This window comes from Streptomyces sp. NBC_00028, assembly GCF_045041065.1.
GTDB lineage: Bacteria > Actinomycetota > Actinomycetes > Streptomycetales > Streptomycetaceae > Streptomyces.
Genome location: NZ_CP108293.1, coordinates 3344594 through 3367529, shown reverse-complemented (window position 1 = coordinate 3367529; position 22936 = coordinate 3344594). Strand labels below are relative to the sequence as shown.

18 protein-coding genes are annotated in these 22936 nt (G+C 71.2%); 11 read left to right on the top strand and 7 right to left on the bottom strand.

The features are described from left to right. Nucleotides 1-267: 267 nt before the first annotated feature. The 4 genes from OG885_RS14705 to OG885_RS14690 are packed head-to-tail and all read right to left on the bottom strand — an operon-like array spanning nucleotide 268 to nucleotide 7559. On the bottom strand, nucleotides 268-2019 hold the full coding sequence (locus OG885_RS14705; RefSeq protein WP_405731061.1) for an ABC transporter ATP-binding protein: 1752 nt from the start codon (nucleotides 2017-2019) through the stop codon (nucleotides 268-270). Next, the gene (locus OG885_RS14700; protein WP_405731059.1) at nucleotides 2016-3824 is read right to left on the bottom strand and encodes an ABC transporter ATP-binding protein; all 1809 of its coding nucleotides are present in this window, start codon (nucleotides 3822-3824) and stop codon (nucleotides 2016-2018) included. The genes OG885_RS14705 and OG885_RS14700 overlap by 4 nt, the downstream gene beginning before the upstream one ends. A gap of 22 nt (nucleotides 3825-3846) precedes the next feature. Next, a complete protein-coding gene (locus OG885_RS14695; RefSeq protein ID WP_405731057.1) occupies nucleotides 3847-5712 on the bottom strand; it encodes an ABC transporter ATP-binding protein in 1866 nt (621 codons plus the stop codon). Beyond that, complete coding sequence (locus OG885_RS14690) at nucleotides 5709-7559, bottom strand: ABC transporter ATP-binding protein (RefSeq protein WP_405731055.1); 1851 nt, start codon at nucleotides 7557-7559, stop codon at nucleotides 5709-5711. The genes OG885_RS14695 and OG885_RS14690 overlap by 4 nt, the downstream gene beginning before the upstream one ends. Nucleotides 7560-7742: 183 nt before the next feature. Between OG885_RS14690 and OG885_RS14685 the strand changes: the two genes are divergently transcribed. Genes OG885_RS14685 through OG885_RS14665 form a run of 5 tightly spaced genes read left to right on the top strand, consistent with a single transcriptional unit; the run spans nucleotide 7743 to nucleotide 11642 of the window. Continuing rightward, nucleotides 7743-8648, top strand: coding sequence for an ABC transporter ATP-binding protein (locus OG885_RS14685; protein ID WP_405731053.1), 906 nt, complete (start codon nucleotides 7743-7745; stop codon nucleotides 8646-8648). Then, nucleotides 8645-9379 (top strand): ABC transporter permease, encoded by a 735-nt coding sequence (locus OG885_RS14680; protein ID WP_405731051.1) that lies wholly within the window; start codon nucleotides 8645-8647, stop codon nucleotides 9377-9379. The genes OG885_RS14685 and OG885_RS14680 overlap by 4 nt, the downstream gene beginning before the upstream one ends. A gap of 25 nt (nucleotides 9380-9404) precedes the next feature. Next, the gene (locus OG885_RS14675; protein ID WP_405731049.1) at nucleotides 9405-10637 is read left to right on the top strand and encodes a sensor histidine kinase; all 1233 of its coding nucleotides are present in this window, start codon (nucleotides 9405-9407) and stop codon (nucleotides 10635-10637) included. After that, the gene (locus OG885_RS14670) at nucleotides 10627-11256 is read left to right on the top strand and encodes a response regulator (protein ID WP_405731047.1); all 630 of its coding nucleotides are present in this window, start codon (nucleotides 10627-10629) and stop codon (nucleotides 11254-11256) included. The genes OG885_RS14675 and OG885_RS14670 overlap by 11 nt, the downstream gene beginning before the upstream one ends. Next, nucleotides 11256-11642: a hypothetical protein gene (locus OG885_RS14665; RefSeq protein WP_405731045.1), complete on the top strand. Its 387-nt coding sequence runs from the start codon at nucleotides 11256-11258 to the stop codon at nucleotides 11640-11642. Before OG885_RS14670 ends, OG885_RS14665 begins: the two co-directional genes overlap by 1 nt. 4 nt (nucleotides 11643-11646) lie before the next feature. Here OG885_RS14665 and OG885_RS14660 read toward each other — a convergent pair whose 3' ends face one another. From OG885_RS14660 to glgX, 3 genes are all read right to left on the bottom strand, one after another. Next, nucleotides 11647-13050: a sulfatase gene (locus OG885_RS14660; protein ID WP_405731043.1), complete on the bottom strand. Its 1404-nt coding sequence runs from the start codon at nucleotides 13048-13050 to the stop codon at nucleotides 11647-11649. Between the two features lie 87 nt (nucleotides 13051-13137). Further along, the gene (locus OG885_RS14655) at nucleotides 13138-14154 is read right to left on the bottom strand and encodes a hypothetical protein (RefSeq protein WP_405731041.1); all 1017 of its coding nucleotides are present in this window, start codon (nucleotides 14152-14154) and stop codon (nucleotides 13138-13140) included. 9 nt (nucleotides 14155-14163) lie between these two features. Continuing rightward, nucleotides 14164-16404 (bottom strand): glycogen debranching protein GlgX, encoded by a 2241-nt coding sequence (glgX, locus tag OG885_RS14650; protein ID WP_405731039.1) that lies wholly within the window; start codon nucleotides 16402-16404, stop codon nucleotides 14164-14166. A gap of 151 nt (nucleotides 16405-16555) precedes the next feature. On the opposite strand from glgX, the gene OG885_RS14645 reads away from it, so the two are divergent. The 6 genes from OG885_RS14645 (at nucleotide 16556) to OG885_RS14620 (ending at nucleotide 22861) form a co-directional block, all read left to right on the top strand. Beyond that, complete coding sequence (locus OG885_RS14645; RefSeq protein ID WP_405731037.1) at nucleotides 16556-17773, top strand: Ig-like domain-containing protein; 1218 nt, start codon at nucleotides 16556-16558, stop codon at nucleotides 17771-17773. 168 nt (nucleotides 17774-17941) lie between these two features. After that, nucleotides 17942-19186, top strand: a complete 1245-nt coding sequence (locus OG885_RS14640; protein ID WP_405731035.1) for an Ig-like domain-containing protein — start codon at nucleotides 17942-17944, stop codon at nucleotides 19184-19186. A 104-nt stretch (nucleotides 19187-19290) separates the two neighbouring features. Next, nucleotides 19291-20058 carry an enoyl-CoA hydratase/isomerase family protein gene (locus tag OG885_RS14635; RefSeq protein ID WP_405731033.1) on the top strand — a complete coding sequence of 256 codons (768 nt, stop codon included), beginning with the start codon at nucleotides 19291-19293 and terminating at the stop codon, nucleotides 20056-20058. A gap of 300 nt (nucleotides 20059-20358) precedes the next feature. Next, nucleotides 20359-20862 carry an ATP-binding protein gene (locus OG885_RS14630; RefSeq protein ID WP_329334479.1) on the top strand — a complete coding sequence of 168 codons (504 nt, stop codon included), beginning with the start codon at nucleotides 20359-20361 and terminating at the stop codon, nucleotides 20860-20862. Between the two features lie 20 nt (nucleotides 20863-20882). After that, entirely contained in the window at nucleotides 20883-21668 is a 786-nt protein-coding gene (locus OG885_RS14625) for a polysaccharide deacetylase family protein (RefSeq protein ID WP_405731030.1), read from the top strand. Then, nucleotides 21668-22861 (top strand): YncE family protein, encoded by a 1194-nt coding sequence (locus OG885_RS14620; RefSeq protein ID WP_405731028.1) that lies wholly within the window; start codon nucleotides 21668-21670, stop codon nucleotides 22859-22861. The genes OG885_RS14625 and OG885_RS14620 overlap by 1 nt, the downstream gene beginning before the upstream one ends. Nucleotides 22862-22936 lie beyond the last annotated feature (75 nt).

The window sequence follows — 22936 nt, the reverse complement described above, 5'->3', positions numbered from 1 at the left end:
ACACTGACTCCTGCGTCTGCGGGCCGCGGGTCGCGCGGCCATGGGGAGACCGGGCGGCTGGTGGGCCGGCCGGGCAGAACGGGCATTGCGCGTGCGGGAGTTCGACCGCGGCACAGCACTGTGCGCATGCTGTGGGGTTGCTGTGTCGTGGCCGTGGGAAGAGTCGCAGGAGTTTGCGGTTTCTGTCAGGACCGCGTCAGGAAGTTGGCTGGAAATCGTCCGTTGCCCGGATAGTCGTGTTCGTTATACGGGCAATGTGCCTGAAGGTCAGGACGGCCGGTCCCCGTGCCACGAGTGCCACAGCGCCGCGTACGCCCCGTCCGCCGCCACCAGCTCCTCGTGCGAACCGAGTTCGGTCAGCAGGCCGTCCGCCATCACCGCCACCCGGTCCGCGTCGTGCGCGGTGTGCAGCCGGTGCGCGATCGCGATGACGGTACGGCCCTCCAGTACGGCGGCCAGGGCGCGCTCGGTGTGCCGGGCGGTCGTCGGGTCCAGCAACGCCGTCGCCTCGTCGAGGATCAGTGTGTGCGGGTCGGCCAGCACCACGCGGGCCAGGGCGAGTTGCTGCGCCTGCGACCCGTCCGTACGGCAACCGCCCTCCCCGAGCGGGGTGTCGAGACCGTCGGACAGCTCACGCACCCAGGTGTCGGCGCCGACGGCGGCCAGCGCTGCCCACAACTCCTCGTCCCCGGCGCCGGGTTCGGCGATACGGAGATTGTCCCGGACCGTGCCCAGGAACACATGGTGCTCCTGGGTGACCAGCACGACCTGGCGGCGCAGCTGCTCGGGACCGAGCGCGCCGACCGGAACGCCACCGACGGTCACCGTGCCCTCGGTGGGCGCGTCGACGCCCGCCAGCAGCCGGCTCAGCGTGGTCTTCCCGGCCCCGGACGGGCCGACGATCGCCAGCCGCTCCCCGGGCCGCACCGTCAGATCCACGCCGTGCAGCACCTCGCCGCCCCGGCCGTAGGAGTAGCGCACGCCGGTGACGTCGATCCGGTCGTCGGCGGGCGTCGGGGAGTCGCCGCGGGGGACTTGAGGGGCTCGGGCGAGTCCCTCCACCCGGGCGAACGAGGCGCCGCTGCTCTGGAGTTGCTCGACCCGGACCAGGATCTGGTCCAGCGGGCCGGTGAGCTGCTGCAGATACAGGGCCGCCGCCACCACGGCCCCCAGGCTCATCGACCCGTGCGTGTGCAGCACACCGCCGACGATCAGGACCCCGGCGATCGGCAGGACGTACGACACCTCGACGGCAGGGAAGAAGACACTGCGCAGGTAGAGGGTGTGCAGGCGGGTGCGGCGCGCGGTCGCGAGCGCGTCCCGGCTCGCCGCGATCCGCTCCCCCTCCAGCCGCAGCGCCTCCACCGTGCGCGCCCCCGACGCCGTCGACGCGACGATCTCGGCGACCTCCGACGTGGCCGCGCCCTCGGCCAGATAGCCGTCCCGGGCGCGGCGCAGATACCAGCGCAGCGCGAGCCAGATCGGCGCCAGGCAGAACAGGCCGACCACGCCGAGCAGCGGGGCGAGCACGAACACCGCGACGAGCGCGATCAGGAAACGGACCGTGTTGATGAGGAGGTCGGGGCCGGCGTCGCGGAGGGTGGTGCCGACGGTGGAGACATCGGCGGTGCCGCGTGCCGTGAGGTCACCGGTGCCCGCCCTCTCGACCGTCGACGCGGGCAGGGCCAGCGTGCGGTCCACGAACTCCTCGCGCACCCGGGCGAGGGTGCGTTCGCCGAAGCGGTGACCGACGAAGCGGGCCCAACGGGCCAGCAGTAGCTCCGCTACGCAACATATGAGCAGCGCGAGGGCGAGGTGGTCGACCGTGCCGACGCCGGCCTTGGATCTGACCTCGTCGATGATGCGGCCGAGGAACCAGGGACCGCCGAGGCCTGCGACGGCTGCGGCGGCGTTGAGGGCGAGGGCGGTGATGAACGCGGTTCGGTCGGCGCGGATCAGACGTTGGGCGGCCCTTCTGACATCGGCCGGCTCTGCAACGGGGAGGTGGCCGGAAGTCATCGCATGGCCTCCTCTGTGTCGGTGTCCCTCGCCACGAGGGCCTTGTACGCCGGGTCGTGGTCGAGGAGGGCTTGGTGGGTGCCGGTGGCCGCGACCTTGCCGTCGACCAGGTGGATGACGGTGTCCGCGTGGGCCAGGACCAGGGGGGAGGTGGTGGTGACGACGGTGGTGCGGCCGTGGCGGGCTTCTTTGAGGCGGGTGGCTACTCGGGCCTCGGTGTGGGCGTCGAGGGCTGAGGTGGGTTCTGTGGCGAGGAGGATCTCGGGGTCGGCGGCGAGGGCTCTTGCCAGGCGGATGCGTTGGCGTTGGCCGCCGGAGAGGTTGCGGGCGTTCGCGTCTATGGGGGAGTCGAGGCCGTCGGGGAGAGCTTGGACGATGTCTTCGGCTGCGGCTGTGTGGAGGGCGGAGGTGAGGTGCGCGGGAGGGGGTGCCGCGTGGTGTTGAGTGGCGGGTGCGGCGCCGTCGTGGCTTGCCGCGCCCCGCGGCGGAGCCGCAGTTCGATACAGCCCCGCGCCCCTGAAAGCCCTGTACACACCGCCGATTACCTCGTGCAGGCGTCCTGCGAACACGTCCGCCTCGTGGTCCGCCACCAGGATGCGCTGTCTGATCTGCGCCAAGATGATTTCGTCAAGCGGCACTCCGGCCCACGTCGCCCTCGACGGGGTGTAACGCCCGAGACGGTCGATCACCTCCGCGGCGTCCGCAGGACGGGCTCCCGCCAAGGCCGTCAAGCGGCCCGGCAGGATCCGCACCCCCGATTCGGGGTCGTGCAGCGCCGACGGTTCCGCGGGGGCGTCCCTCGTTCCTCTGTCCTCCATCGGTTCCAGGTTCAGGAAACGTACGACCCTGCGTGCCGCCACCACACCCCGGCTCAGCATGTAGCCGCACTCGACCCAGAACGCCACCGGGCCCACCAGAACGGCGACATAGCCGTACACGGACACCAACTCGCCGATGCTGATGTGCCCCTGGGCGGCCAGGCGGGCCGCCAGCCAGGTCACCACCGCGAGGAAGAGCGTCGGCAGGCCGACGCCGAGGGCCTGGACCCAGCTGGTCACCGCGCCGACCCGGTAGCCCTGTTCGCGCAGCCGCCCGGAGTCGCGCCGGAAGGCGTCGGCGAACAGGCCCTTGCCGCCGAGGCCGTTGAGGACGCGCAGGCCGCCCGCGAGGTCGGCGATACGGGCGGTGAGGACGCCCTGGCGTTCGCGGTACTCGGTCTCGGTGCCCTGGAGGCGGGTGAGGAGCGGCCCGACCACGCCGACGATCAGCGGCATGCCCAGCAGCACGACCACGGCGATGACCGGCGAGACCGAGACCAGCAGGCCCGCGACCACGAGATAGGCGATCACCGCGCCGACACCGGGGCCGACCACGGTCAGGGCGGAGGCGATCGTCTGTACGTCGCCCACCCCGATCGTGACGACCTCCCCCGCGCCCGCCCGGCGGGAGAGCGCGGCGCCCAGCCGGACCGCGTGGCCCACGACCACCTTCACCGTACGGAAGTTGGCGTCCATCCGGACCCGGGTCATCGTGCGGTGCCGCATGATGCTCAGCCACGCGTTGAAGGCGCCCACCAGGAACAGCGCGGCCGACCAGACGGTGAGCCGGCCGAGGTCGCCCGGCTCCAGGCCCTCGTCGATCGCCCTCGCCATCAGATACGGCGTCGCCGCCAGCAGCACCATCCAGGTGCTGGCGATCAGCGCCCCGAGGGCGGAGCGGCCCCGCTGGCAGCGGACCAGCCACCACAGGTAATGCCAGCCGCCCCGGCGGTCGGGTGTGCCGGGATCCTCGTATGCGTCGATCATGTCCCCCCTGCCCAGAGCCGTGTCACGCCAGGCTGTCCCGCCACGCCCGGTGCAGATCCGCGAACCGGCCGGTGCCCGCGATGAGTTCGGCCGGAGAGCCGTCCTCCACGATGCGGCCGTGCTCCATCACCAGGACCCGGTCGGCGATCTCCACCGTGGACAGCCGGTGCGCGATGACGACCGCGGTACGGCCGTGCAGCACCGTCGACATGGCGCGCTGCACCGCCCGTTCGCCGGGGATGTCCAGGGAGCTGGTCGCCTCGTCGAGGATCAGGACCGCCGGGTCGGCCAGCAACGCCCGCGCGAAGGCCACCAGTTGACGCTGACCCGCTGAGATCCGGCCGCCGCGCTTGCGTACGTCCGTGTCGTAGCCGTCGGGCAGGGCGCTGATGAACTCGTGGGCGCCGATCGCCTTCGCGGCCCGCTCGATCTCCTCGCGGGAGGCGTCGGGGCGGCCGATGGCGATGTTGTCGGCGACCGTGCCGGAGAAGAGGAAGGCCTCCTGCGTCACCATGACGACCCCGCGCCGCAGTTCGGGCACGGACAGGTCACGCAGGTCGACGCCGTCGAGCAGGACCCGGCCCTCGGTGGGGTCGTAGAAGCGGGCGAGGAGCTTGGCGAGGGTCGACTTCCCGGCGCCCGTGGAGCCGACGACCGCCACCGTCTGCCCGGCCGGGAGGGTGAGGTCGAAGGTGGGCAGGACCTCGCCGCCGGTGCGGTAGGCGAAGCGGACATCGTCGAAGACGACCTCACGGCCGGGGTGCTCGGACTCCAGCGGCGGGAGTTCGCGGGGCGTGGCCGGCTCGGGGACCGACGGGGTCTGGGCCAGCAGGCCCGCGATCTTCTCCAGCGAGGCCGCCGCGGACTGGTAGGAGTTGAGGAACATGCCGAGGCGGTCGATCGGGTCGTACAGCCGACGCAGATACAGCACCGCCGCCGCCAGCACACCCAGCTCCAGCGAGCCGCCCGCCACCCGGTAGGCGCCCCACAGCACGATCAGCGCGACCGCCGTGTTGGCGACCAGCCGGGACCCGACGACATAGCGGGCCATCTCCAGCAGCGCGTCGCCGTTGGTGCGTTCGTGACGCTTGTTCAGTACGGCGAAGTCGGCGTCGTTGGCGGCCTCGCGCCGGAACGCCCGCACCGGGCGGATGCCGTTCATCGTCTCGACGAACTTCACGATGACGGCCGCGATGGCCGTGGACCGCAGCGTGTACACCCGGCCCGCGCGCTGCCGGTACAGCCGTACCAGGAGGTAGAGCGGCACGAACGACGCCACCGCGACCGCGCCGAGGCCCAGGTCCAGCCAGAGCAGCAGCGTGGAGATGTAGACGAAGGACAGGATGACCGTGATCAGCTCCTGGAGGCCCTCGTTGAGGAGCTCGCGCAGCGACTCGACGTCCGTGGTGGAGCGGGAGATCAGCCGGCCCGAGGTGTAGCGCTCGTGGAAGTCGACGCTGAGCGCCTGGGCATGGCGGAAGATCCGGCCGCGCAGATCGAGGAGGACGTCCTGGTTGATCCGGGCCGAGGCGCGGATGAACGCGTACTGAAGCCCGCCGGACGCCACCGAGCACAGCAGATAGGCCACGCCGACCGCGATCAGCGGCCCGTGCCGGTCCTCCCGGAACGCCGGTACGGCACGGTCGATCGCGTACGCCACCAGCAGCGGGCCCGCCTGCACCGCCGCCTGCTGGAGCAGCAGCAGAAGGGTCGTGCCGACGACCCGGGCCCGCATGGGCGCGAGCAGGGAGCGCAGGAGGAGGGAGGTCGCGCGGGGCGGGGTGGGCAGGACGTCACGGTCGAAGGGGTCGCCGCCGCCCGCGCTCCTGTGGACGTCCGGTTCCTCGTCGTCGGCGGGGGCGGGCGCGGCCGTCGTCGGCGCGGTCATCGGGCGTCCTCCGTCGCGGGCAGGAGAGGGGCCTGGGAGCCGGACCCGAGCCGGTCCTCGGAGCCCGACATGAGATGGGCGTACTCGGCGTTCGTCCGCAGCAGTTCGTGGTGGGTGCCGACTGCGGTGATACGGCCGTTCGACAGCAGCGCCACCCGGTCGGCGAGCAGCACGGTCGACGGGCGGTGGGCGACGATCAGGGCGGTGGTGTCCGCGAGCACGTCGCGCAGGGCGGCCTCGACCGCGGCCTCGGTGTGCACGTCCAGCGCGGACAGCGGGTCGTCCAGGACGAGGAACCTGGGCCTGCCGACGACCGCGCGGGCCAGCGCGAGACGCTGGCGCTGGCCGCCGGAGAGGCTCAGTCCCTGCTCGCCGATCCGGGTGTCGGTGCCCTGGGGGAGGGCGTGCGCGAAGTCGGCCTGCGCGATGGACAGGGCACGGTCCAGTTCGTGGTCGGCGGCGCCCATCAGGACGTTCTCACCGACGCCGGCCGAGAAGAGGGTGGGTTCCTCGAAGGCCATGGCGACCAGGGAGCGCAGCTCTTCGCGGGACATGGCGGTGATGTCCTCGCCGTCGAGGGTGATGCGGCCCTCCGTCACCTCGTGCAGGCGGGGGACGAGGGCGGTGAGGGTGGTCTTGCCGCTGCCGGTCGCGCCGACCAGGGCCATCGACTCGCCGGGGCGGATGTGGAGGTCGACGAGGTCGAGGGTGGGCGGGGAGTCCGGTGCGGCGTCGGGGTAGCGGAAGCGGACGTGGTGGAACCGCAGCCCGGTGCCCTTGGCGCTCGTGGGCCGGGCACCGGAGACGGCGGTGCCCTCGGCGCTCGTGGCCCGGGTACCGGAGACGGCGGTGTCCTCCGGCGCCTCGTCCATCACCTCGAAGTAGCGCTCCGTCGCACTCGCCGCGTCCTGGCTCATCGCCAGCAGGAAGCCGATGGAGTCGATCGGCCACCGCAGCGCCAGCGCGGTCGACAGGAACGCCACCAGCGTCCCCGCCGACAGCTCCCCGTCCGCCACCTGCACCGACCCCAGCACCAGCGCCGCCCCGATCGCCACCTCCGGCAGCGTCACGATGACGGCCAGGATCGCGGCGAGCAGCCGGGCCTTGCGCAACTCCGTCCCGCGCAGCGTCCGGGACAGTTCCCAGAACGCCCGCGCCTGACTGCGATGCCGGCCGAACCCCTTGATGATGCGGATGCCGAGGACGCTCTCCTCGACGACGGTCGTCAGATCGCCGACCTGGTCCTGGGCCTGCCGGGCCACGGAGGAGTAGCGCTGCTCGAAGAGCAGACAGGAGACGATCACCGGGATCGCGGGCCCCAGGATCACCAGCCCGAGCGTCCAGTCCTGGATCAGCATGATGATCACACCGGCGAGGATCGTCACGCTGTTGACCAGCAGGAACGTCAACGGGAACGCGAGGAACATGCGCAGCAGCATCAGGTCGGTCGTGCCCCGCGACAGCAGCTGACCGGACGCCCAGCGGTCGTGGAAGGCCACCGGCAGCCGTTGCAGATGCCGGTAGAGGCCCGCTCTCATCTCCGCCTCGACATGCGACAGCGGCCGGGCCACCAGCCACCGCCGCAGCCCGAACAGCAGCGCCTCCCCGAAGCCCAGCAACAGCAGGAACAGCGCGCCGAGCCACACGCCCGCCGGGTCCCGGTCGGCGACCGGGCCGTCCACCATCCACTTGAGGACGAGCGGGATCACCAGGCCGGTACAGGAGGCGAGGACCGCCACGAACGCGGCGGTGAACAGCCGCGCCCGCACCGGTCTGACGTAAGGCCAAAGACGCAGCAGGGTCCTGACGGCGGAGCGTTTCCTGGTGGTTGCACGTGTCGTGGGCATCAGCAGCGAGCCTACGGATCGGCACTGACAACGCCTACCGAGTTTTGGCCTGACCGGGGTCGGGCGCTGGTCCTACGACCTGCGCGTTCGAAGGGTCGTACCACGGCATCGACCGATCGGTTGATGTCCGTTCGAGCGCGACGGTCGATGTGCGCGAGCCCCCCTCACCGCGACGCTGAGGTCATGTCCGTCATCGAAGTCAGCGAACTGCGCAAGTCCTACGACGGCCGAACCGTCGTCGACGGTGTCTCCTTCGCCGTCGAGGAGGGCGAGATCTTCGGCGTCCTCGGCCCCAACGGAGCCGGCAAGACCACCACCGTCGAGTGCGTCGAGGGCCTGCGGGTCCCCGACGCGGGCCGCGTCCGGGTCACCGGCCTCGACCCGGTCGCCGACCACGAGAAGGTCGCCCGCGTCCTCGGCGCCCAGCTCCAGCAGAGCGAGCTCCAGGCCAAGCTCACCGTCCGCGAGGCCCTGGAGCTGTACGCCTCCTTCCACGCCCGCCCCGCCGACTGGCGGCCCCTCGCCGAACGCCTCGGCCTCACCGACCGGCTCACCACGCGGTTCGCCAAACTGTCCGGCGGGCAGAAGCAGCGCCTGTTCATCGCGCTCGCGCTCATCGGCGACCCCCAAATCGTCGTCCTCGACGAACTCACCACCGGCCTCGATCCCCGCGCCCGCCGCGACACCTGGGAACTCATCGAGGACGTCCGGGCCGGCGGCGTCACCGTCCTGCTCGTCACCCACTTCATGGAGGAGGCGCAGCGGCTGTGCGACCGGATCGCCGTGATCGACAAGGGGCGGATCGCCGCCCTGGACACCCCGGCCGGTCTCATCCGGCGCTCGGCGGGCGCCACGGTCATCAGCTTCACCCCGTCCGCGCCGCTGGACGACCGTGAGCTGAACACCCTCCCGGGGCTCGCCTCCCTCGCGCACCACGACGGCCGCGTCACCCTGTCCGGCACCGACGAGACCGTCAGCGCCGTACTGACCCTCCTCGCCCGGCTCCACATCACCGCCCACCAGCTCCGCGTCACCGAAGCCACCCTCGACGACGCGTTCCTCGACCTGACGAAAGAGGCCGCGGCATGAACACCGCCGTCCTGCGCACCGAGATCCGCCTCTTCCGCCGTGAACCCGGCGCCCTCTTCTGGATCCTGCTCTTCCCGACCCTGCTGCTGGTGATCCTGGGCTCGGTCCCGTCCTTCCGGCACGCGGAGGCCGACCTCGGCGGGCTGCGGACCATCGACGTCTACGTCCCCGTGGCCGTCCTGCTCGGTCTGATCGTGAGCGGCCTCCAGGCGATGCCGCAGACCCTCACCGGCTACCGCGAGCGCGGCATCCTGCGCCGGATGTCGACCACTCCGGTCCGCCCGTCCGCCCTGCTCACCGCCCAGATGACGGTGTTCGCCGGGGCCGCCCTCGGCTCCGCGCTGCTCGCCCTCGCCGTCGGCCTGCTCGCCTTCGACGTACGCCTGCCCGAGCAGCCCCTCGGCTATCTCCTCGCCCTGGTCCTGGCCGTCCTCGTCGCCCTCGCGCTCGGCGCGGTGGTCTGTGCGCTGTCCCGGACCACGAAGATCGCCGGTGCCATCGGCTCCGCCGTGTTCTTCCCGGCGATGTTCTGCGCGGGGCTGTGGGCGCCGGTGCAGACCATGCCGGACGTCCTCGCCCGGATCGTCGGCTGCACACCCTTCGGGGCGGCGGCCGAGGCGCTGAACCGGGCCGCGGCGGGCCACTGGATCGGCTGGACCCACCTTGGCGTCCTGGTCGCCTGGACGGTCCTGCTGACGGCCGGCGCCGCGCGCTGGTTCCGCTGGGAGTAGGCGGTCCACCGTGCAGACTGGGGGCATGACCGCGGCGGACGAGCAGATCGAGCGGCGCTGGAACCAGTTCCACACCTGGGGCGCCTACGGGCTGCTCGCCATCGGCAGCTTCCTCTCGGCCGTCACCGGCGACCTGATGATGGGGCCCGCAGAGTGGTACGCGGCCGGGGCCCTGGTGATCGCCGCCCTGGTGCTCCAGCTGTGGCACGGACCCCGCCGGGGCCGCCGGGTCCCGTCCCGGCGCGGAGTCGTCTACTACGTCCTGCGCTGGGCCATCGCCTTCGTCCTCACCTGGATCAACCCGTTCTTCGCGTTCTACGCGGTCACCGGCTACTTCGACGCCGACGAGGTCATCCCGGGCGTACGGCGGCAGCGGCTCGGGCTGTTCGCCACCTCGATCGTGGTGGCGGGCTCACAGTCCGGCGGGCTGCCGTTCCGCAGCTGGGCCCAGGTCGCGGTGTTCGGCGGACTGCTGGTCGCCAACAACGCGCTGCTGATGGCCGTCGCCCACCTCACCTTCCAGGAGGAACAGCGTTCCCGGGAACGCGCGGCCACCATCGAGGCGTTGCGCCAGGCGCTCGACGAAAACGCCTCCCTGCACTCCCAACTCCTCGTCCAGGCACGGGAAGCGGGCGTCGCCGACGAGCGCCGGCGGCTCGCCGCGGAGATCCACGACACCATCGCGCAGGGCCTGACCGGCATCATCGCCCAGCTCCAGGTCGTCGCGAACGCCCCCGACCTGGACCTCGCCCGCACCCATCTGGCCCGCGCCTCCGACCTGGCCCGGCACAGCCTCGGCGAGGCCCGCCGCTCCGTGCACAACCTCGCCCCGGTGGCGCTGGAGAACGCCGGACTCGCCGAGGCCCTGAAGAAGACGGTCGCCGAATGGGGCGAACGGACGGGCGTACGCGCCGAGTTCACCGTCACCGGCACCGCCGAGCAACTCCACGACGAGGTCTCGGCGACCCTGCTGAGGATCGTCCAGGAGGCCCTGTCCAACGCCGCCCGGCACGCCCAGGCCGGCCGGGTCGGCGTCACCCTGTCCTACCTCGGCGACGAGGTCATCCTCGACATCCGCGACGACGGCCGGGGCTTCGACCCCGCCACCGTCCCCGAACGCACCCGCACCGGCGGCTTCGGCCTCGACGGCATGCGCGCCCGCGCCGAACGCATCGCCGGCTCCCTCACCGTGGAGTCGGAGCCGGGTCAGGGCACGGCCCTGTCGGCTCGCGTACCGTTGGTCCGCCATGACCCCTGACATCTCGCTGCTCATCGTCGACGACCATCCCGTCGTACGGGACGGTCTGCGCGGCATGTTCGAGAACGCCCCCGGCTTCCGTGTCCTCGGTGAGGCGTCGAATGGTGTCGAGGCGCTGGAGAAGACAGCCGCCCTCGACCCCGACGTTGTTCTCATGGACCTGCGCATGCCGGGCGGCGGGGGAGTCGACGCCATCCGCGAGCTGACCCGCCGCGCCGCCCGCGCGAAGGTGCTCGTCCTGACGACGTACGACACCGACTCCGACACCCTGCCCGCCATCGAGGCGGGCGCGACGGGCTATCTGCTCAAGGACGCCCCGCGCGACGAGCTGTTCACCGCCGTTCGGGCCGCCGCCGAGGGCCGCACCGTCCTCTCCCCGGCGGTCGCGACCCGGCTGGTCTCCGCCGTCCGCGCCCCCGGCAACGAGCCGCTCTCCGCACGCGAACGCGAGGTGCTGACACTCGTCGCCAAGGGCACGTCCAACCGCGAGATCGCCCGCGAACTCTTCATCAGCGAGGCCACCGTGAAGACCCATCTCACCCACCTGTACGCCAAGTTGGGCGTCAACGACCGCGCGGCGGCGGTCGCGACGGCGTACCGGCGGGGGATCCTGGGCTGATGACCTCTTCTCATCGGACCGGCGGCGAGGAGGAACTCGCCGCCGCGAAGAAGCGGCTGGGCCTCCCGCACATCGTCGTGATCTGCGGCTCCACCCGGTTCATGGCCGAGATGGCCGAGGCCGATCTGCGGGAGACGACAGCCGGACGGATCGTCGTCAAGCCGGGCTGCGACCTGAAGTCGCCGCACGCACTCTGGTCCGATCCTGTCGAGGCCGAGGCGCTGAAGGCGCGACTCGACGACCTGCACCGAGCGAAGATCCGACTCGCCGACGAGGTGCTCGTGGTCGGCGACTACATCGGAGACAGCACCCGAGCCGAGATCGCCTACGCCCGGTCGCTGGGCAGGCCCGTGCGGTTCACCCACCCCGAAGTCGACCCGAAGTGATCATCTAGGCGGGATACGGCAGCAAGGTGGCGGCCTTCTTCTCCCACGCCGCCTTCAGCTCGGCCAGCAACTCCGGCTTGTCCGGGGCGAGATCGGCCTGCTCGCGGGCGTCGGCGGCCAGGTTGTAGAGGTGGTCGGTCTGGTCGGCGTCCTGGTAGTACTTCCAGTCGCCGCGCCTGAGCGCCCGGTTGGCCCGCACCCGCCAGAACAGGTCGCGCTCCGGCAGCTCCTCGCCGCGCAGGAGATAGCCCGCGAGGCTCGTGCCGTCCAGGGGGTACGCCGGGTCGGGACGGGCGCCGCCGAACTCCAGCAGGGTCGCCGTCCAGTCGGGGGAGAAGTTCGGCTCGTGGCTGACCTGGTGGCCGTCGATGCGGGCGGGCCAGCGGACGATCGTCGGGACCCGGATACCGCCCTCCAGGAGGACGAACTTCTCACCGCTGAGGGGCCAGTTGTAGGAGTAGCGTTCGCCGCCGTTGTCGCTGGCGAACACCACGACCGTGTTCTCCTCCTGCCCCGAGCGGCGCAGCGCGGCGAGCACCTCGCCGACGGCCGCGTCCAGGGACTCCACCATCTCCGCGTACTTCTCGACCGAGCCGCCGTCGTAGTGGTTGAGCGCGGCGACGACCTCGGCCTGTGACGTGGCGGCCCGGATCTTCGCCTCGATCTCGGCGCCGGTCTCCTCGTCGCCCTCCGCGAGCCAGGGCCAGTGCGGGGTGGTGAAGTTGAGGTTCAGCAGCCAGGGCTTGTCGTGCTTGCGGCCCACGTACTCGACGGCCCGCTCGGTCAGGACCTCCGTGTAGTAGCGCAGGTCCTTGTAGGTGGCGTCGCCCTCGTAGAGGTCGTACTCGCCGAGCTGGCCGAGCTTGGAGAAGTACTCCAGCACGCCGCCGTGGTTGCCGAAGAACTCGTCCCAACCCGACTTGGTGGGGCTGTAGTCGGGCAGCCAGCCGCAGTGCCACTTGCCGATCAGGGCGGTGGCGTAACCGGCCCCCCTCAGCAGGGAGGCGAGGGTGGGGTGGTTCGGGTCGAGGCCCTGCGTCCGGTTGCCGATCGGCTCGGCGAGCCCGCCCGGCGTACGGCCCGGATAGCGTCCGGTGTAGAGGCTGAACCGGGTCGGGGAGCAGGTCGCCGACCCCGAGTACGCGTCCGTGAACCGCACACCCTGCCGGGCGAGACGGTCGAGGTGCGGCGTCTTGATGTGCGGGGCGCCGTAGGAGGAGAGGTCGGCCCAGCCGAGGTCGTCACCGAGGATGACGAGGATGTTGGGACGCCGGCTCGTACCGCCGGCACGTGCGGTGAACGGGCGCTCGGCAGGAGCGGCTTCGGCGGCGGTGGTCGTACCGGCGACGGCGGTCACGGCACCGCCACCGACGAGACCACCGAACGTACGGCGGGAGATCTTCGGCATGCGGCCGAGTCTGATCGCCGGACGGGTGTCCTGGCCAGGAATCACAGGCGGAGTTCACGGGGCTGCAACGACCCCGCAACGCGGGTCTCAGCGGCGGGGCGGGAGAGCCGCCAGCCGGTCCAGCACCGGATCGAGCTCACGCCGCAGCAGCTTGCGCACCGAGAACACGCTCGGCACCCGCAGCGTCGACGGATCGAAGCGCACGAACCGCGGCTGCCAGTCGGGACCGAAGACGATCACGCCCTTCAGCGCGAAGTCCCAGAGCAGCCGTTTGCGGCCGCCGTTCATCAGCACCTCCCACCGGGGCCGCTTTGGACGGGCGGGCGGCGGGTACTCCGGCAGGGCGCACCGCTCCGCCACGACCTCGCGGAACGCGTCGTAGGCCGTCCGGTCGCAGTAGATCAACAGCACCAGCCGCTCGGGCGGCAGCACGCGCAGGGACTCCACGAACTCCCACACCGTGCCCTGCCCCGTGCCCACCGACAGTGTCACCACCCGCGCCCGCGCGATGAGGCCGCTCACCACCCGCTGCCACTCGTCGTCGGCCACGTACATGCGCTCGGCGCCGGCCTCCGGCAGCGGCTCCCCGGGACGGCCGATCGCGACCACCCGGCCGAGCCGCCCAAACCGCCTCACCAGGTCCTCCTCCAAGGTCCGGCCGGAGAGGAAGAAGACGTTGGTGAGACTCGCCCCGCCGCCCGAGAGCTCCATCGGCATGCCGGACATGACCGTGTCGAGGTCGAACGGCCGCAGATACAGGACGTGTTCGGTCGAGTGGGCCGCCCGCAGCGGGTCGAGGATCTCGGCGGTGTGCCGTCTGCCGTTCTGCTCCCAGACCCGGCCCAGGGCGAACCCGCACCAGCCGAGGAAGAAGACGGGCACGCACACCAGGAGAGCCAGCAGCCACCCGCCCTGGTGCGATGTGCCTTCGAGGAGGCGCCGGACACAAGCCTGGGCGACGAACACGCTCCCCAGCCCCAGTGCGGCCCCGCCCACCCGCAGCACCCACCCGACGACGATCAGCCGCCGCCCCACGCCACGGTCCTGTCGCCCGCGTGGCGACCGGTCGTTGTTCCGCAGGAAGTACGTGTTCCCGTTGGTCACCGCCGACTCCTACCCGACGCGCAGCAGCAGAACCGCCCGCGCCGGAACCGTGATCGCCGCCCCCGCCCGGTGCACGACCCCCGGCGCCGACCCCTGCTCCTCCCGCGAGGTGTCGACGACGACCTCGTACCGTTCCGCCCATGGCGGCCCCGGCAACACGAAGCTCGCCGGACGGTCCCCGGCGTGCAGCACGGCGAGGAAGCTGTCGTCGAGGACGGCATCGCCGCGCTCGTCGCGGCCCGGGATGTCCCGCCCGGAGAGATACATACCGAGCGTGGCGGCCGGCGCGTACCAGTCCCGTTCCGTCATCTCGGCGCCCCGTGCCGTGAACCACGCCAGATCGCGCAGCCCGTCCGCGGAGTGCGCCCGTCCTGAGAAGAAGGCCCGCCGACGCAGTACGGGGTGCTGGTGGCGCAGCGCGATGAGCCGGGACGTCAGCTCGAACAGCGCCTTCCAGCCCGGCTGTTCCAGCAGCCCCCAGTCCAGCCAGCTGATCTCGTTGTCCTGGCAGTACGCGTTGTTGTTGCCCCGTTGGGTGCGCCCCAGTTCATCGCCCGCGACCAGCATCGGCACGCCCGTCGACAGCAGCAGCGTGGTGAGCAGATTGCGCAACTGGCGGCGCCGCAGTGCCCGTACCCGCTCCTCGTCCGTCTCGCCCTCCGCGCCGCAGTTCCACGACCGGTTGTCGTTCGAACCGTCCCGGTTCCCCTCGCCGTTGGCCTCGTTGTGCTTGCGTTCGTACGACACCGTGTCGCGCAGCGTGAAACCGTCGTGCGCCGTCACGAAGTTGACCGAGGCGTACGGCCGCCGCCCGCCCCAGGCGTACAGATCGCTCGACCCCGACAGCCGGTAGCCGAGATCCCGTACGTCCGGCAGCGCGCCGCGCCAGAAGTCCCGTACGGCGTTGCGGTAGCGGTCGTTCCACTCCGTCCACAGAGGGGGGAAGGCGCCCACCTGATAGCCGCCCGACCCGACGTCCCACGGCTCGGCGATCAGCTTCACCCGGCGCAGCACCGGGTCCTGGGCGATCACCGCGAGGAACGGGGACAGCATGTCGACGTCGTGCATCGAACGCGCCAGCGCCGCCGCCAGGTCGAAGCGGAAGCCGTCGACACCCATCTCCGTGACCCAGTAGCGCAGCGAGTCGGTGATGAGGCGCAGGACGTGCGGCTGGACGACGTGGAGGGTGTTGCCGCAGCCGGTGTAGTCGGCGTACCTGCGGGCGTCCGACTGGAGCCGGTAGTAGCCCCGGTTGTCGATGCCCTTCAGCGACAGCGTCGGGCCCAACTCGCCCGCCTCCGCCGTGTGGTTGTAGACCACGTCGAGGATGACCTCGATGCCCGCCTCGTGCAGTGCGCGCACCATGTCGCGGAACTCGCCGACCTGCTGGCCGGTGGTGCCGGAGGCGGCGTAGCCGGCGTGCGGGGCGAAGTAGCCGATGGAGTTGTAGCCCCAGTAGTTCTTCAGACCGCGGCGCAGCAGATGGTCCTCGTGGGCGAACTGGTGGACGGGCAGCAGCTCGACGGCCGTGACACCGAGCTTGGTGAGGTGCTCGATGGCCGCCGGATGCGCCAACCCCGCGTAGGTGCCGCGCAGTTCCTCGGGGATGCCGGGGTGCAGTTTCGTGAACCCCCGTACATGCAACTCGTAGATGACCGAGTCCGCCCACGGTGTCTTCGGGCGGCGGTCGTCCGCCCACTCGTCGTCGGGGGCGTCGTCGTGGACGACCACGCCCTTGGGGACGTACGGCGCCGAGTCCCGGTCGTCGCGCACGGTGTCCGCGACCTGCTGCTGGGGCCAGTCGCGGACATGCCCGTACACCTCGGGCGGCAGGCTGAAGTCGCCGTCCACGGCACGGGCGTACGGGTCGAGGAGCAGCTTCGCCGGGTTCCAGCGCCCGCCGGTCCAGGGGTCCCAGCGTCCGTGCACCCGATAGCCGTACCGCTGACCCGGCCCGACGCCCGGCACGAACCCGTGCCAGATCTCGTGCGTCAGCTCGGTCAGCGGGGCCCGGGTCTCCTTGCCGTGCTCGTCGAAGAGGCACAGCTCGACGCCCTCCGCGCCGCCCGCCCACAACGCGAAGTTGGTGCCCGCGACCCCGTCCGGGCCCACCCGGAACCGGGCCCCCAACGGCACGGGCGCACCGGGCCACACGGGCACGGCCGGCGCCGACGGCGTGCGCCGCGCACCGTTCACGGCAGCCGGCCGTACGTCGTCGGCCACCGCCTCCTGCTCGGCTGCGCTGGACACCTCAGGCCTCCCACGGCTCGCGGAACGACACGAAAACGAGCGCACGGCGTCCCGGCCGCGGCTCCCCATCGCGTCGTCCTCCCCACTGTTCTGCCCAGAGCTAGGCTCGCACTCACGTTTCCCCAGGGCGGGCCTGATCGTTGGACCCCCCGTGAGGCATGCACACAGGCGCGCTCGGCGCGCAGGGGCCGCTCTGGCCGCCGTACTGACATGGGCAGGACTGCTGGCCGGCTGCACTTCGGGGTCGGGCGGGCTCGACCTCGGGGGGCTCGGGAAACCACCCGCACCCGAGGACGTCATCCGGGTCACCCCGGACGACGGCAGCAAGGGCGTGGAACAGGACAGCCGGCTGCGGGTGCGGGTGCCCAGCGGGCGGCTGGAGTCGGTGAAGGTCGTCAAGTCCCAGGACGCGCAGGACACCCCGGTGCCCGGTCGCGTCTCCGAGGACGGGCTGAGGTGGGAGCCCGACGACGGGCGGCTCGCCCTCGCCGCGAAGTACACCGTCGACGCCGTCGCCCTCGACGGCCACGGCCGCCGCTCCGCCCGGCACACCACGTTCACCACCTACGTCCCCGAGGAGCGCTTCATCGGGTACGTCACCCCGGAGAACCGCTCCACGGTCGGCACCGGGATGATCGTCTCCCTCGGCTTCAACCGCGACATCGAGAACCGCGCCGCCGTCGAACGCGCCGTCCACGTCAGCGCCGAGCCGCCCGTGGAGATCCGCCCGCACTGGTTCGACAAGGGCCGCCTCGACTTCCGCCCCGAGCACTACTGGAAGCCCGGCACCCAGGTGACCGTCTCGCTCCGCCTCCGCGACGTCGAGGGCGCCCCCGGCGTCTACGGCCTGCAGTACAAGACGTTCTCCTTCACCGTCGGCCGCAGCCAGGTCTCCCTGGTCGACGCCGCCAAGCACACCATGCAGGTCAGACGGGACGACGAACTGCTGGCCACGGTGCCGATCACGGCCGGGGCACCCCGGACCACGACCTACAACGGCAAGATGGTCATCACCGAGATGCTCGAAGTGACGCGGATGAACAGCCGCACGGTCGGCTTCGGCGGCGAGTACGACATCCCCGACGTCCCGCACGCCCTGCGCCTCACCGACTCCGGCACCTTCCTGCACGGCAACTACTGGGCGCCGGACGCCCCCGGCAAGGTCAACGTCAGCCACGGCTGTGTCGGTCTGAGGGATGTGAAGGGGGGCGGTTCGGACACCCCCGCGGGCTGGTTCTTCGACCGCAGCCTCATCGGGGATGTCGTCGAGGTCGTCCACAGTGATGACAAAAAGGTCGCTCCTGACAACGGGCTCGGAGGGTGGAATATGGGATGGAAGGAGTGGAAGGCGGGCAGCGCGGTGAAGTAACCAGGTGGGGGGGGCGGGTTGACGGGCGGGGCGGGGGTCACGGTTGGGACCGAACGGTGACAATCACACCCCGCCGACGGCCGGGATCTTCTGGTTAATATGCGCCGAGTGCGCGGGACGCGCAGGGGGTTGCGGGCCTGGACCGGGCCCGGCGAGGGGAGAAACACTTTGAACGTGCGACCGATATCGGGGGCGTCGGTTGACGCACGCGTGCGGCGGCGCAAGGGCTGGATGGCCGTGGTGTCCGGAGTGATGCTGGTCGCCGTCACCGCGTGCGGGGGCGGCGGCGGGGACTCGGACGGCAAGGCCGGGGCCGGCAAGGGCGAGGACGCGAGCGCCGCGGAGAGCAAGCAGTCGGCGGCCGTCGTCGCCATCGCGCCCAAGGACGGCGCGAAGTCCGTGGAGACCAGCGGCGCCCTCAAGGTGAGCGCCACCAAGGGCAAGCTGACGGCGGTCGAGGTCAAGACGGCCAAGGGTGACAAGGTCGACGGCGAGATATCCGCCGATGGCGCCTCCTGGACGCCGTCCACCCACCTGGCCGGTGCCACCACGTACGCGGTGCACGCGGTCGCGAAGGACTCCGAGGGCCGTGAGGCCGCCGAGGACTCCAGCTTCACCACCCTGACGCCGAAGAACACCTTCGTCGGCAACTTCACGCCGGAGGACGGCTCGAAGGTCGGCGTCGGGATGCCCTTCTCGATCCGCTTCACCCGGGGGATCACCAACCCGGACGACGTCGAGAAGGCCATCAGCATCAAGACCGAGCCGGCCGTCGACGTCGAGGGCCACTGGTTCGGCAACGACCGCCTCGACTTCCGCCCCGAGGACTACTGGGCCGAGGGCACCAAGGTCACCGTCGACCTCAACCTCGACGGCGTCGAGGGCCGGGACGGCGTCTACGGCAAGCAGGCCAAGTCGGTGTCCTTCACCATCGGCCGCAACCAGGTCTCCGTCGTGGACGCCAAGAAGCACACGATGAAGGTCATGCAGGACGGCAAGGTCATCAAGACCCTGCCCGTCACCACCGGCAAGCCCGGCTACGACACCTGGAACGGCCAGATGGTCATCAGCGAGCGCCTCCGGGTGACCCGGATGAACGGCGAGACGGTCGGCTACGGCGGCGAGTACGACATCAAGGACGTCCCCGACGCCATGCGCCTGACCAACTCGGGCACCTTCATCCACGGCAACTACTGGGGCGGCGACGCCTTCGGCAACTACAACGCCAGCCACGGCTGCGTGGGCCTGCGCGACAACCGCGGCGGCGGCGACCGCTCCGCGCCGGCCGCGTGGTTCTTCGACCACTCGATCATCGGCGACGTGGTGGTCGTGAAGCACTCCAACGACGCCACGGTCGCCCCGGACAACGGCTACAACGGCTGGAACATGTCCTGGTCGGAGTGGAAGAAGTAGTCCGAGAAGTGGGGTGAGAAGTAGTCCCACGACGCTCGGCGTGCGGCCCCGGTGTGAGCTACTCCACCGGGGCCGTTGTCGTTAGTGGCCGTTAACCTTCCCCCATGACCGTAACTCTGGAAGTCGCCGAAGGCGTCGGCACCATCCTTCTCGACCGTCCGCCCATGAACGCGCTGGACGTCGCCACCCAGGACCGCCTCAAGGAGCTCGCCGAGGAGGCGACGCGGCGTGAGGACGTGCGGGCCGTGGTGGTCTACGGCGGGGAGAAGGTGTTCGCGGCCGGCGCGGACATCAAGGAGATGCAGGCCATGGACCACACCGCGATGGTCCTGCGCGCCCGGGCCCTCCAGGACTCGTTCACGGCCGTGGCCCGCATCCCCAAGCCGGTCGTCGCGGCCGTCACCGGCTATGCGCTGGGCGGCGGTTGCGAGCTGGCGCTGTGCGCGGACTTCCGGATCGCCGCCGACAACGCCAAGCTGGGCCAGCCCGAGATCCTGCTCGGTCTGATCCCGGGCGCCGGTGGCACCCAGCGTCTGGCCCGGCTCATCGGCCCGTCCAAGGCGAAGGACCTCATCTTCACCGGCCGGATGGTCAAGGCGGACGAGGCGGAGCGGCTGGGTCTGGTGGACCGGGTGGTCCCGGCCTCCGAGGTGTACACCGAGGCGCGGGCGTGGGCGGCGAAGCTGGCACAGGGTCCGGCGATCGCGCTGCGGGCCGCGAAGGAGTCGATCGACACGGGTCTGGAGACGGACATCGACACCGGGCTCGCCGTCGAACGGAACTGGTTCGCGGGCCTGTTCGCCACCGCCGACCGGGAGATCGGCATGCGCAGCTTCGTCGAGGAAGGGCCGGGGAAGGCGAAGTTCCTCTGACGGTCCGGGCGGAAAAGCCGGTGGTGAAACTTCCTTGAACCACTTGCAATTGACGGGATGTCTCATCCGGGTCCCTCGATGGGGCGGTTTATGGGAGCCTTAACGCAACCTTAAGTCTGCCTTGTCGAGGGGGACCGTCGATTGCCACCAACCGAGCCTCCGTCGCAGGTCAGCGAGACTGTCGACCACCCCGAACTGCCGCTGGCATATGCCGATCGGAAACAGCGGAATGGTGGATTCCGGGGGGCGTATTCGGCAGGAACGGCCCCGGAGGGCGGCCGGTGCGGCCATGATGGGGGCATGGCGGGGCTGGAGGGTATCGAACAGCCGCGGGGACACGGCCGTGCGACCGCGGCGCGCTGGTCGCCCACGGTCGAGGACGAACACGCGCAGAAGGCGCTGGAGTTGTTCGGAGATCCCACCGAGGCGGAGGTTCCGCTTCCGTCCCGCCCCGAGTCCGCGGCCACGGCCCGCCGGCTGACCCAGGTCGTCGTCCTCCGCCAGTGGGGGCTCACCCCGAAGATGACCGAGGACGCCGTTTTACTCGTCTCCGAACTCGTCGGCAACGCCGTCCGGCACACGGGCGCGCGGGTGTTCGGGCTCCGGATGCGCCGGCGGCGGGGCTGGATCCGCGTCGAGGTGCGCGACCCCTCGCGCGGGCTGCCGTGTCTGATGCCGGTGCAGGAGATGGACATCAGCGGGCGGGGGCTGTTCCTGGTGGACAAGCTGTCCGACCGCTGGGGCGTCGATCTGCTGCCGCGCGGGAAGACGACGTGGTTCGAGATGCGGGTCGCTGATCGGTAGTCGAGGCAAACCGCCCTTAAATGGGGCAAGTGACCACTACCGATCGTCGGACAGTGCTCCGCGCCACCGCCGGGCTCGCGTTCACCGCCGGACTCGCGTTCACCGCCGGGTGCGCCACCCATGGTGCCGTCGCTCATCCGGCCCCCTCCCGGTCCGCCGCCCCCTCGGCCGGACCCCCCGCCCCCGGCCCCCGCCGCTTGCCCGGCCTTCCCGCCCAGCTCACCCACGGCCCCCGCGACCGTCCCCGCGTCGCCCTCACCTTCCACGGCAACGGCGAGCCCGCCACCGCCCGGGCACTGCTCTCCGCAGCCGAGGCACACGGCGCCCGTATCACCGTCCTCGCCGTCGGCAGCTGGCTCGACGCGCACCCCGAGCTCGCCCGCCGCATCCTCGACGGCGGCCATGACCTCGGCAACCACACCCTCCACCACCTCGGCGTCAACGACATGTCCGAGGCCGACGCGCTCGCCGAGATCGAGGGTTGCGCCGACCGGCTGCGCGGCCTCACCGGCTCCATCGGCAGCTGGTTCCGGCCCTCGCGCGCCGCCCGGGCCTCGCCGCTCGTCGAACGGCTGGCCCGCCGCGTCGGCTACCCGCACGTCCTGTCGTACGACGTCGACGCCCTGGACTTCACCTCGCCCGGCGCCCCCGCGATCACCCGCAAGGTGCTCGGCGAGGTCCGGAACGGGTCCGTGGTGAGCCTGCACTTCGGGTACGCCGACACGGTCGCCGCCCTCCCCGCCGTACTGGAAGCACTCGACCGCCGCGGCCTGGCCGCGGTGACCACCACGGAGCTGTTCAGCTGATGCACCGCCTTGTGAAGCAGACCCTGGCCGCGGGGGCCGTCCTCGCCGCCCTCGCCGCCTGTGGCACCGACACCCGCGACCACGCCGCGCCCCACCACACCCCCACCCGGGCGGCTCCCACCCAGGCGGCCGTCCCCGCGCCGCCGAAGAAGAAGCCCGTCCACGGACTGCCCGGCATGCCGCCGGTCCTCGATCCGCGGGACGTCTACGCCGCCGACCGCCCCAACAAGCTCTCCCCGGTCGTCAAGGACTTCCCGTCGCGGGTGTACGTCCCCAACACCGAGTCCGACACGGTCTCCGTCATCGACCCGAAGACGTACCGGATCATCGAGACGATCCATGTCGGCCGCCAGCCCCAACACGTCGTCCCCTCCTGGGACATGAAGACCCTGTGGGTCAACAACAACCGCGGTCACACCCTCACCCCCATCGACCCGAGCACCGGGAAGGCGGGCAAGCCGGTCGAGGTGCACGACCCCTACAACCTCTACTTCACGCCCAACGGCAAGTACGCCGTCGTCATGGCCTCCCTCGACCGCGAACTCGTCTTCCGCGACCCGCACACCATGGAGCGCAAGAAGACCGTCCCGGTCACCTGCTACGGCGTCAACCACGCAGACTTCTCCCTCGACGGCCGGTACTTCATCGTGTCCTGCGAGTTCAGCGGCGAGCTGCTCAAGGTCGACACCGAGAAGATGAAGGTCGTCGGACAGCAGAAGCTCCCCTTCCGCGGAGCCATGCCGCAGGACGTGAAGATCTCGCCCGACGGCAAGCGGTTCTACGTGGCCGACATGATGGCCGACGGCATGTGGGTCCTCGACGGCGCCACGTTCGACAAGCCGAGGCTGATCCCCACCGGCAAGGGCACCCACGGCCTCTACGTCAGCCGCGACTCGCGCGAGATGTACGTCTCCAACCGGGGCGAAGGGACCATCTCCGTCTGGGACTTCGCGCAGGACAAGGTGACGAAGAAGTGGCGTCTGCCCGACGGCGGCAGCCCCGACATGGGCGGCGTCTCGGCCGACGGCAAGGTGCTGTGGCTGTCGGGGCGTTACGACGCCGAGGTGTACGCCATCGACACCCGCACCGGCACCCAGCTGGCCCGCATCAAGGTCGGCAGCGGCCCGCACGGGCTCGCCGTCTACCCGCAGCCCGGACGCTACTCACTGGGCCACACCGGCATCTTCCGCTGATCTTCGGTCAGTTGACACGCCGCCGCACGAGTGAAGATCCGCAACCCGACCGGCCCGGGCCGGGAGGGTGCTCCC

Bases quoted from the DNA above. Each gene is read 5' to 3' on its own strand.
- OG885_RS14705 (WP_405731061.1), bottom strand. From the start codon at position 2,019: ATGACTTCCGGCCACCTCCCCGTTGCAGAGCCGGCCGATGTCAGAAGG.
- OG885_RS14700 (WP_405731059.1), bottom strand. From the start codon at position 3,824: ATGATCGACGCATACGAGGATCCCGGCACACCCGACCGCCGGGGCGGC.
- OG885_RS14695 (WP_405731057.1), bottom strand. From the start codon at position 5,712: ATGACCGCGCCGACGACGGCCGCGCCCGCCCCCGCCGACGACGAGGAA.
- OG885_RS14690 (WP_405731055.1), bottom strand. From the start codon at position 7,559: ATGCCCACGACACGTGCAACCACCAGGAAACGCTCCGCCGTCAGGACC.
- OG885_RS14685 (WP_405731053.1), top strand. From the start codon at position 7,743: ATGTCCGTCATCGAAGTCAGCGAACTGCGCAAGTCCTACGACGGCCGA.
- OG885_RS14680 (WP_405731051.1), top strand. From the start codon at position 8,645: ATGAACACCGCCGTCCTGCGCACCGAGATCCGCCTCTTCCGCCGTGAA.
- OG885_RS14675 (WP_405731049.1), top strand. From the start codon at position 9,405: ATGACCGCGGCGGACGAGCAGATCGAGCGGCGCTGGAACCAGTTCCAC.
- OG885_RS14670 (WP_405731047.1), top strand. From the start codon at position 10,627: ATGACCCCTGACATCTCGCTGCTCATCGTCGACGACCATCCCGTCGTA.
- OG885_RS14665 (WP_405731045.1), top strand. From the start codon at position 11,256: ATGACCTCTTCTCATCGGACCGGCGGCGAGGAGGAACTCGCCGCCGCG.
- OG885_RS14660 (WP_405731043.1), bottom strand. From the start codon at position 13,050: ATGCCGAAGATCTCCCGCCGTACGTTCGGTGGTCTCGTCGGTGGCGGT.
- OG885_RS14635 (WP_405731033.1), top strand. From the start codon at position 19,291: ATGACCGTAACTCTGGAAGTCGCCGAAGGCGTCGGCACCATCCTTCTC.
- OG885_RS14630 (WP_329334479.1), top strand. From the start codon at position 20,359: ATGGCGGGGCTGGAGGGTATCGAACAGCCGCGGGGACACGGCCGTGCG.
- OG885_RS14625 (WP_405731030.1), top strand. From the start codon at position 20,883: ATGGGGCAAGTGACCACTACCGATCGTCGGACAGTGCTCCGCGCCACC.
- OG885_RS14620 (WP_405731028.1), top strand. From the start codon at position 21,668: ATGCACCGCCTTGTGAAGCAGACCCTGGCCGCGGGGGCCGTCCTCGCC.